Genomic DNA, 9,375 nt, shown 5'->3' with positions numbered 1-9,375 from the left:
GAGCTCCTGGCCGCCGATCCGGCCGCGTTCCGCGTGAAGTTCCGCAAGATGGCGGTCTCGGCCTTCGCGGTGAACTCCGGCACGCTGCCGGGCTCGTCGGTGAAGACGACGGGCATCTTGATGAGCTCCTCGTCCTTCTCGACCAGCTCCTGGAACATCTCGTCGCCCTTGTCGTAGAGGACATACTTCACGCAGAGGGTGACGCGGTCGACGTAGACGGTCGTTCGGCCTGATCCACGCCTAGCAGACAGGCGACGAGAACGTGGCCACGACGACGGCAGAGACGGCATCGGCTCTCCGCCGAGCCCCACCTCGGCGGGCCCCTTGATGTCGTAGAACGGTATGGGCCTCTCCTAGGTGATCTGGCTTGTAGGTGCGCGACGGCGCGCGATCAAGATCGTTGAGCTGGAAAAGCGAAGTGGTCGGCGGCGCGCGTTATGCCGCCGAACGGAGAGCCCCGGCACGTGCAGACCGACGTGCCAAAACGTGCGGCGACCTTGCCTTGTCCGGGCTTTTGACGGAGTGCCCGGCCGTGGCCTGGACGATGTCGTGCGGCGCCCCCTTGGGATCAAGGAGGGCCACCGAGTCCACCGCCCGGATGTCCATTATCTGGAGGTGGGGGAGTGTGAGGGACGTTTGTTCAGGATGCTGTGAGCAGTTTTTGGCAGAAACACGGTTTGGGGGTTGCTCAGGTGCTTGCTCGTGGTCGTGGGTACAGTTCGACTGCGTCCGGGGCGAATCGTTCAAGGCCAGTGAGATTATTTGCGTAGCTGATGGAGAGATTGAGCCCTTCGATCCGACTCAAAGGAGTGATGTCAGTAGTGTCAGATCCCGTTTCTCGACAGTTGATGAAGAAGCGCTTCAGATTAGGGAAAAGGTCCGGCACCAGGTCCAGTTGTGGGTTCGAGCTGGGTAGAAGTCGGAGATAGGTGACGCTGCGAATTGGAACGGCTCGGTCTAGGTCGTAGTCCGATATGCAGAGTTCTGCTAGATGGGGAAGTGCGGAAATTTCTCGCCATTCTTCGCCGTCAGGTGCGGTATTGGTCGTCAGTTCTTGCAGTTGCTTCCACCTGGAGATGCCAGCCAGGCGTGTGTTGGTCCAACTGCTCAGAGCTATGGAGGTGAGGGTTTCCGGTGCTGGTAGCTCTGCCAGGCTTTCCCCGGGCAGGCGCGTGTAAAGACTAAGGTTGGTGAGTCCGGCCAAAGACACCAAGGCGTTAAAGGAAAATTCATCTGGCAAATACATCAAGATTAACGTAGATAGTGGGAGTCCTGCAAGATCTTCAATATGTCTTAGCTGGGTGCATTGGGAGAGTCCGAGTTCTGTCAAGATGGGGAATCTATGTATGAATTTCAAGTCTGTGAGCTGTTGGCCGGAGTAGATCCGTAGTCTCTTGGTGTGCTCGGGTGAGAGGTGCTTGATGATCTCGTCTTTGGTGAATTCTCCTCGAAAGGTGATGTCGGTGATTGGTTTCAGGAGTCGTAACGCATTACGCTGGTCGCCAGTTTTTATCTCCAGAGGTAAACGGTCCCGGTCTTTGAAGGGCATCAAGATTTCGTGGGCGTATTCGTCAGCATTGAAGCTCTCCCAGCTCTCGAAGAGTTCGTAAGGTGCGGAGTCAGGAGACACGGACTGCACGAAGCGGTGGAGGAAGGCGTAGGCGTGGTCGCCACCGATGGCAATGGCAGTCTTGACGACGGGACCTACTTCGTCGTCTTCCAGGTCTTGGGGCCCGGGCAGCAGGTCCAGGATGCCTGGCCCGAGCGCGGCAAGCGTCTCCGCCTCCTCCCGTGAACGGGGAGGCATCAGGACACGCGCACGTTGTTCGACCAGTTCGCGGACGCTGGGTTCGATTTCGGTGGCGTAGTGCAGGCTGGCGGCCGCCAGGAGGTGGAGTCTGCCCCTGTGTTCGCCCTCGGTATCACCGCGCTCGACGAGGCGGCGCAGCAGGTCAGCGCTCTCGGCTGGGCGGGCGTGGGCGACGGCCATGCGTATGACGTCCTCCCACTGGTCATCGTGGGCGTTGTTGACCAGCAGGGGGAAGTCGTGGGCTTCGATGGCGGCTTTGGCCCCGAGGTAGTCCTGGAACGTGCGGTGGACGAAGTCGATGGTGTCTGCGGTGGGCTGGCGCAGGAGCCCGCTGCGGCCGACCACGTGCGTCAGGACCTGGTCGGCAGTGCCCTGCTCTGCCACGGCCTGCATGGCCGGCAGCGCATCGTCGACCAGGGCCAGCGCGGTGGCCCGGTCCATCTCGGTCTGGCGGTTGCGGATGAGCCAGTAGGCCAGACGCTGCAGCAGCTGGATGCTCTGGTGTTCGGTGAGCTCAATGCCTTCCGGGACATCGATGCTGCGCTCAAGGTCGCGGCGCACGAGCAGCATCGACAGCGCTGCCCCGTACAACTCCATGCGGCTGTGAGGCAGATGACCGCGGCGATCCCGGTGCAGCGCGCAGATCAGCGCACACATCAGAGGCGTGCTGGACAGCTGCGCCAGGTCACGCTGAGCGCGTACCGTCACCTGGAGCGTTGCTTCGAGATCATGTAATTGTGAGCGTTCGGGATCGGTAGCTGCACTGTGGCGGGCGGCGGTGTGCCACCGGCTGACGAAGACTCCAGTGTCGGTGGCGCTCATGGGCCGCACCGTCAGTTCGGTGAAGTGGGATGAGGCCAGCCAGCCTTCGGGAACGGCTGACGGCCGCGTGGTGACCACGAAGCGTGCGCCCTTGTAGGCAGCCAGGAGCCGCTCGAGCCAGTCCCGCGTGGCACCCCGGTGCTCTTGAGGAACCTCATCGATACCGTCGACCAGGACGAGGGCCTCGCCTCTGTCGAGTACGTTATCGGCCCAGCCGTCGGGTTGTGAGGCGGCCAGGGGGGTGCCGACCGCGGACAGGAAATCGTGTGGCTCTGGAAGGGGCCCACGCCGCACCAGCGTGCGCAGTGGCAGGACGAATGGAATCTGCCCCCGCCAGTCCGCCAGTTCTTCCGGTAGTTCGTCGCGTGCCGAGGCTACGGCCAGCCACTGCAGCAGTGTTGTCTTTCCGCTGCCGGCAAGCCCTCGCAGGAGAACCCGTCGGCAGTTGGCCAACGCGTGCTCGGCACGCTTCACTACGATGGATGGCCGGTCCGCTTCCTCACCGCCTGGCCAGCCTTCCGGCCGCTCCGCCAGTTCCAGGCTCAAGTAGGCGGCGTCGAGTGGCCAACGCGCGCGTTCCGGTCGGCTCAGGTCCAGCCCTACGACGGTCAGCTGGGAATGCCGTTCTGCCACATAGTTGAGGTACCGCTCCTCAAAGGACGGCTCCACCTTCGGCCGCACGGGCCTGCGCGCAACTCTTACCGGTGAGACATCCGACTGGCGCCATGCGGCTTCGCGCAAGGCCAACATCGGCTCCACATCCGTGCCCAGGGCCTTCGCCAGGGCCACCAGCGTGGCCTCGGTGGGTACCACTTGCCCGTTCAGTGCCTGGCTGACCGTTGTCCGTCCCAGCCCTGTCCGCTGCTGCAATCCGCCCATCTGCAGACCTCGCTGCGCCCTGAGGGTACGCAGCCGTTGCGCGAGTTCCGCCAGCGGATCCTCGTGTACGTCCCCCATGTCCTGCTTCTCCGTCCCCCGGGCGACCGTCTTCGTTCATCTTCGTTCGCCCTGAACCCCGGTGAACACGGAAGCCGCGAAATTTCCCGGAGTCACCGTCGTCGACCGTCCCGGGAAGAAGCCATGAACACCTCCCCCATCCACCTGATGCTCCTGGTCCTGCTCCTGGCAGTCGTCGCACTCTTCTGCACCCTCGTAGGAGCGGCGGCCGGCCTGCTTGCTCGCCTCGACGGAGCCACCTACGCCAGCGCCCTGCTACGGGGCGCCCTGGCATTCGCGGGCAGCGCCACCCTCTGCCTGGCACTGCTGACCTTCGTCCTGACGGTGCTGTGAACCGACGGATCCGTTGGCGCGCCCCCTTCGCTGGCGAGAGAGGGGCGCCCTCAGAGGGTGCGCAGCGTGGCCTCAATCGCCTCCACGATGCCGTTGTGGGCTGCCGGTTCCACCCGGTGGGCTCTGCCTACGGGGACTGGGGCCTGCTCCGCGATGCGGTCCAGCACCCGCAGGAAGTTCTTGTCGGCGGTGAGGAACACGTCGCAGTCCGGCAGGTAGGAGGCGTGTTGGACGTCAATGGGGTTGCCCTCGGTGACCTTCATGTCCATCTGTACGGTGTCTGCCGCCCACCGGAGCCAGTTGCGCGGCATATAGCTGGGTTCCACCTCATACAGCCAGAACCGGTTGAACAGCTCTCGCGAGGCGCACATGGCACGGAGGTCTACCCGGGCGCCGACCCAGTCAGCGTAGGTGGCCTCTTCATGCGCGAACATAGATCGGCGTCCCCTCGCGAAGGAACCCCAGTACACCTCCTGGGTGTACGGCCGCCACGCCGCGATCCTTTCGTCAGGTGCCCACTCAGCCCGCTGCTCCACCGTCGTCTTCTCACTCGGGGACAACGTGATCTTCGAGAGGTCTCGGAGATCAAACCCAGCCTCGCACCAACGCTCCCGCTGCTCCTTCTGGTTATCCACGAGGAAGCGCACCGTGCGCGCGGTCCGCCGGGCCGGCTCCGTGTCGCGCAATCAGCCGTGGTGCTCCACCGACTCCCGCCAGAACCTCTTGGTCCAGTACGTACGCCATGTCGCCTCGCGCCCGGTGTCGGGCATTGCCCGCATCCATTCCGGGTGCAGGCGGCGCACCTCGGAGACGACCTCGGCGCCCTCCTGATCGGCCTCGCTGCGCAGCCGTTCGTCCGTAGCGGTCGTGATGGCCTCGACGATGGCGGCCCGCATGTCCGAGCGGGGATGCTGCAACACCTCCAGCAGGATGCTCGGAGCGGTTACCACACGATGCCCAAGAGAATGGGCGACCGTCTTGAACCGCTCCCCGGCCCGCTCATCCCCCAGGTAGGACCAGATGTTGTTGTCGAGCATGATTCTCACGCGTCGTCCGCTCTCTTCAGATGCCGGTACCAGCTGCGCCCGGAGCAGGTTTGCTTCCGGGCGCGCAGCGCGGCACCGAACTCTTCTGTCGTGACATCAACATCACGTCAAGTGCTAGGCGCAGCCATGCCGAGTCCGTCTCTGCGATCATGGGTGTCGGCGCGGGACAGTTCGTTGCTGGAGCTGGTTCCGGTGTGGCGGTACACCTTCATCCGAACGGCATCTTCGAGTGTCATTCCGTCGGCGCTTTCGGCAGGCTCAAGGCAGCTGTGTATGACGGCAAGGGCCATTGTCCCCAGCAGAGAGCGTTGCCGTTCATGGTCGATCAGGTCACTGCTGGGATCGCCGATGCTGCGCAGAGCGAGTCCGTCGACGGTGGCTGCGAGCAAGTTGGCGATGTCATTGAGCGTAATACCTGGCCGGAGCTGCAGGTGCCGGGCTTGCAGGAGGGCGGCGTAGACCTCCTTCCAGGGCTCAAGGAAGCCTGTATAGCTGGCAGAAACAGCTTCTCCGATGACTTCGTCTCCCTCTGCTGAGGTCATCGCTGCAAAGCCCAACCTGAACGCCGGAAGGCTCACGGCGTCGCGCACGTTGAGGTAGGCGAGGTCGTGGACGGCATCCACCATGTTCGGTCCGTCAAGGAGCCGTTCTGTGCCGACAGCCACTTGGTCGTAGAAGTCCGCCGGGTAGTTTCCCGGCCACATGACGAAGTTGATCAGGTCAGCGACGAAATCCGACTGCGACTTCCACCTCGACCGCAAGGTTGAGACGTTGCCCTGGCGAGGGAAGGGATCAGGGTTGTTGGAGACTTCCGCAGCGATGGCCCGTTGGGACAGGAAACTCAACAAGGGGCGATCGAGGGAGTTCCCGTCGTGCGGATCGAGGGCAGTACGCACCGGCTCAGGCCCGAGATGGCGGGTGACCAGACGCATAGCAGCAGCCAGATAGGCAGCTGTCACCGGATCATTGGCCAACCGTTCACGGCTGAACGGCGTACGCCGGTCGAGGTGCGTCAGCACCTTCCCCAGATCCTGGTTGTAGGGGAACGGGAGCTGTCCTTTGAGTTCCTGGTTGTCGCTCATGTGCTCATGCTTCAGCGATCCGTGGTCGCTGAACAGGCGCGCAGTTGCGCGGTAGTGCGCAGCTGCGTGAGCGCGACTGCGTCCTAGAAGAGGCGAATCCGCTGGTTCTAACTTCGCGTGAGCTGCTCTTGCGGACTGGAAGGACATCCTCATGCACTATTCGCCGTCATCCCTGGTTCTGGCGCTCCTCTGCCTCGCCATTCTTGCTGCAGCCCTCTTTGCGGTCCTGGCCAGCATCATCGCCGGTTTGCTGGCCCACTGGGACGGAGTCTCCCTCCCCACCGCTCTGCTGCGCGCCGGGATGGCTTTCGGCGGTACGTTCACCTTGCTTACGGCTCTGCTCACGCTCATAGCCAGCGCGCTGCTGTAGGGCTCGTGACTTGACGTCGGCTCCTACGTCGCCCAGCGAGGACGCGACTCCAGCGTTACGCAGCTGCCCAGCCGAGTCCGAGGTCGGCCAGTGCGGTGAGTTTGTCGGTGGTGAGCTTCGCGCGGCGGACCTTCTGGTTCATGATCCACACCCCAAGCCGGACCTCGGTGCCATCATCCAGCCGCTCTACGTGGCCCCTAGGCACTGCCAGGTGCCCTTCCCGAGCCTCGTACTGCGCGAGGGCCGCAACGCCTCGCTCGAAGGTTCCAGAGGCGCCCTGGGGGGCCTTGGCGGGCGTTTTCTGCTCCGGGGGGAGCGGTGGTACGACACCAAGCTGCTCCAGGCGCTCGCGCTGCCCGTCCATCAGCCCAGCCCAGACCGCGTGCTGACGGTTCTTCTGGAGCCACCGTCCGATGTCCATGCCGTGGACCGTGAACCCGGGCAGGACATCGCCCGGGCCCTCTTCGTCGCGCACGAGCTCGCGTAGTGCGGCGTAGTGGCGTTGCCAGTCCGCCGGCCACTCGGGGTTCCAGTCTTCGTCGACGGTTTCGAGTGCTGTCTTCCAGTCGGGGTGGTCGTCGAGCGCGCCGGGACGCCGCAAATTCGCGAGCCACATTCCCAATGGTCTGTCCAGCATGGCTGCTGTGCGGGGGGCGCAGAGTGTCCAGTGTTGGTCGTAGTAGGCCTTGGCGGCTTCCAGGTTCTCCTGGAACCTTTCATCGGCCATCGACCAGACCATGCCGAGCCGCTCCAGCCGCTGGGCGCGCTGCCCGTTCATCTCCCCGGCTCCGTACGCCCGTCGCTGCTCCGCCACCCACTGTCCTAGGGGTGTCGCGCCCTCGCGGTGTCCGTAGGGCACCCTCGCGTTCCCGACTCGCTCGACGTACGTCTTCAGCTTCGCCCAGCCGCGGGCCCAGTCCTGGCGTTCGGTGTCGATGACGTTGAAGGACACCCAGTCCGCGACCATCACCGGATCCCTGGGGGCGGCAAAGCGGAGCAGCAGGCGGGATTCGTCCTCGCCTTCCTCGGGCGGCGTACCGATGTGCTGGGACGGTTGCGCGACGTCCTTCTGCGGCTCCTGGGGGATCGCCAGCAATTCGATTGCCTCTTCGTCGTGAGCGCGTAGACCTTCCAATACCTTCACCAACGGGCGATATGACCCGGAGGTGAACATATCCTCAGGTGTCTCTTCCGGCTGGAGAAATACCGGCACGATCAGAGAGGCGAGCTTGCCCTGTCCGGGCTTCTGACGCAAAGCGCGCCCGATGGCCTGGACGATGTCATGCGGCGCGCCCTTGGGATCCAGGAGAGCCACGGAATCCACGGCGCGAATATCAACGCCCTCACCCAATACGCGGCAATTCGAGAGAATGGCACGCAGTGCCGTGGTGCCGAATTTTCCCAGGACTCCGCGCCGGCGCTCCGGCACGTGCTCGCCGCAGAGCCAGTCGGCCCAGATCTGAGCCGGGTACCGCTCAGGCTGGTCGGCGTGCAGCTTCGCCGCCACGCGCTCCAGGCCCTCCGCGTAAGCCGAGGCCTCGATCGTCCGGTGGTGGAACGTGATGCACGTCGACAGATCGTGCTGCGCCATCGTGTGCAACAGCGCGGCCTGCAAGGCCCCGAGCCGCTGACCGCGCACCTCCTCACTGCGCCGCTCCTCACCCATCAGCCGCTCGGGCGTGACGACGGGGTCCTGGAGCTCCAGGACGATGATCTGGTACCGCGCCAGCAGCCCGCGCGACACAGCAGATGCGAGGGACAGCTTGTAGAGGACGGGTCCGAAGACGGTCTCGTCGTCCATGGAGGCCGCCATCTCCCGAGGCAGTCGGTCGCGCACCCCCTCAGCGACCTCGCGGTTCAGCCGCTCTTCCCAGATCCGCGGCGTCGCCGTCAGGTACAGCCGGCGCGCCGACGGAATGACCCCTTGGTCGTGCACCGCGGCCCAGGCCTTACCCATCGAGCCACTGGTCCTGTGCGCCTCATCAACCACCGTCAGGTCCATGGGAGACAACTGCTGCCCGTAGACGCCCTCGAACGCCTCGGAAAGGACATCGAGGCTGGCGTACGTCGCGAAGACGGTGACCGGCCCCTGCCCATGCCACAGGGCGAGCTGTACCGGATTCGTTGTGCTCCGGACCTTGAGATTCCACAATTCCGGGTCGTCCTGGAGAGAACACACCGCGACCGCCGGACCCGTGTGCCCGGCGGCATTCCACGCCTGAACCGTCTGGGACAGCAAATCCAGCGTCGGCACCAGAACGAGAATGCGGCCCTTGGGCGCGAGCCGCTTTGCCGCAGCAGCCGCGATGATGGTCTTTCCCGTTCCGCACGCAGCGTGCACCTGTCCGCGCAGACCATTCCCAGGAATCCCGCCCGGCGGAATATCGAGACCGCGCACAATGGCGGCAACGGCCTCGATCTGGTGATCACGTAGTTTCACAGCCATTCCCATTTTCTCCTTTTCGCGGAATGAGGCGCGTATCAGAATGGAGATTCCCGGAGCGGCGAAGGATCCAGGGGTGATGCTGCCTGTTCCCAGACTCTACACAGTACACAAGCATGATGCATCACTCTTGCTTCAACCTCCTCACTCTAGGGTGACACATGGCCGATTTCCGCCTTCCCGTGACCGATCGGGGTGTATGCTCGTGAGGGTTCGGTGGGATTGCGTACGGGCAGTTGAGAACGGGGGAGGGGTTCGGGTGGAGCGCAGCGGAGCCCGTCACTGCGGTGGGGGCCGGCACTTCGTCAGGCCGACGATCCGTCACATGCGTTGCAGAGGTGTTAGCTGGGAATCCCAGACCCTACACAGTCCCGCACGCGATGCACCCCCTTGCTGCCAGCCCAGGCGACCGCGCTTGCGCGGGTGCCCCCAATTCGCGCTTGCGCGAATTGGTTTCCTTTCGAAATTCCGTTTACGGAATTCCATTCCCGCGTTTACGCGGGAATTCGAAT

8 protein-coding genes are annotated in these 9,375 nt (G+C 64.0%); 2 read left to right on the top strand and 6 right to left on the bottom strand.

Annotated features, from left to right (window positions below; all coding sequences use genetic code 11):
* A partial coding sequence (locus tag RB628_RS38050) for a hypothetical protein (protein WP_318325224.1) occupies positions 1-191 on the bottom strand: 191 nt, incomplete at its 3' end.
* 497 nt (positions 192-688) lie between these two features.
* Positions 689-3,589, bottom strand: coding sequence for an NACHT domain-containing protein (locus RB628_RS38045; protein ID WP_318325223.1), 2,901 nt, complete (start codon positions 3,587-3,589; stop codon positions 689-691).
* 123 nt (positions 3,590-3,712) lie between these two features.
* On the opposite strand from RB628_RS38045, the gene RB628_RS38040 reads away from it, so the two are divergent.
* Positions 3,713-3,922, top strand: coding sequence for a hypothetical protein (locus RB628_RS38040; RefSeq protein WP_318325222.1), 210 nt, complete (start codon positions 3,713-3,715; stop codon positions 3,920-3,922).
* A gap of 50 nt (positions 3,923-3,972) precedes the next feature.
* Here the strand turns inward: RB628_RS38040 and RB628_RS38035 are convergent, their stop codons facing one another.
* The 3 genes from RB628_RS38035 to RB628_RS38025 all read right to left on the bottom strand — a co-directional run bounded on the left by RB628_RS38035 (position 3,973) and on the right by RB628_RS38025 (position 6,050).
* Positions 3,973-4,356 carry a hypothetical protein gene (locus RB628_RS38035; protein WP_318325221.1) on the bottom strand — a complete coding sequence of 128 codons (384 nt, stop codon included), beginning with the start codon at positions 4,354-4,356 and terminating at the stop codon, positions 3,973-3,975.
* 252 nt (positions 4,357-4,608) lie between these two features.
* Entirely contained in the window at positions 4,609-4,968 is a 360-nt protein-coding gene (locus RB628_RS38030) for a hypothetical protein (RefSeq protein ID WP_318325220.1), read from the bottom strand.
* A gap of 107 nt (positions 4,969-5,075) precedes the next feature.
* Positions 5,076-6,050 carry a TetR family transcriptional regulator C-terminal domain-containing protein gene (locus RB628_RS38025; protein ID WP_318325219.1) on the bottom strand — a complete coding sequence of 325 codons (975 nt, stop codon included), beginning with the start codon at positions 6,048-6,050 and terminating at the stop codon, positions 5,076-5,078.
* Between the two features lie 151 nt (positions 6,051-6,201).
* On the opposite strand from RB628_RS38025, the gene RB628_RS38020 reads away from it, so the two are divergent.
* Positions 6,202-6,420, top strand: coding sequence for a hypothetical protein (locus tag RB628_RS38020; protein ID WP_318325218.1), 219 nt, complete (start codon positions 6,202-6,204; stop codon positions 6,418-6,420).
* A gap of 55 nt (positions 6,421-6,475) precedes the next feature.
* Here RB628_RS38020 and RB628_RS38015 read toward each other — a convergent pair whose 3' ends face one another.
* A complete protein-coding gene (locus RB628_RS38015) occupies positions 6,476-8,866 on the bottom strand; it encodes a DEAD/DEAH box helicase (RefSeq protein ID WP_318325217.1) in 2,391 nt (796 codons plus the stop codon).
* Positions 8,867-9,375 lie beyond the last annotated feature (509 nt).

The organism is Streptomyces sp. ADMS (assembly GCF_033441795.1).
Taxonomy (GTDB): Bacteria; Actinomycetota; Actinomycetes; order Streptomycetales; family Streptomycetaceae; genus Streptomyces.
This window is presented reverse-complemented; position numbering and strand designations above follow the sequence as displayed.

What these genes read in the sequence shown, in the direction of transcription:
- RB628_RS38045 (WP_318325223.1), bottom strand. Translation starts at nt 3,589, where the DNA reads ATGGGGGACGTACACGAGGATCCGCTGGCGGAACTCGCGCAACGGCTG.
- RB628_RS38040 (WP_318325222.1), top strand. Translation starts at nt 3,713, where the DNA reads ATGAACACCTCCCCCATCCACCTGATGCTCCTGGTCCTGCTCCTGGCA.
- RB628_RS38035 (WP_318325221.1), bottom strand. Translation starts at nt 4,356, where the DNA reads ATGTTCGCGCATGAAGAGGCCACCTACGCTGACTGGGTCGGCGCCCGG.
- RB628_RS38025 (WP_318325219.1), bottom strand. Translation starts at nt 6,050, where the DNA reads ATGAGCGACAACCAGGAACTCAAAGGACAGCTCCCGTTCCCCTACAAC.
- RB628_RS38020 (WP_318325218.1), top strand. Translation starts at nt 6,202, where the DNA reads ATGCACTATTCGCCGTCATCCCTGGTTCTGGCGCTCCTCTGCCTCGCC.
- RB628_RS38015 (WP_318325217.1), bottom strand. Translation starts at nt 8,866, where the DNA reads ATGGCTGTGAAACTACGTGATCACCAGATCGAGGCCGTTGCCGCCATT.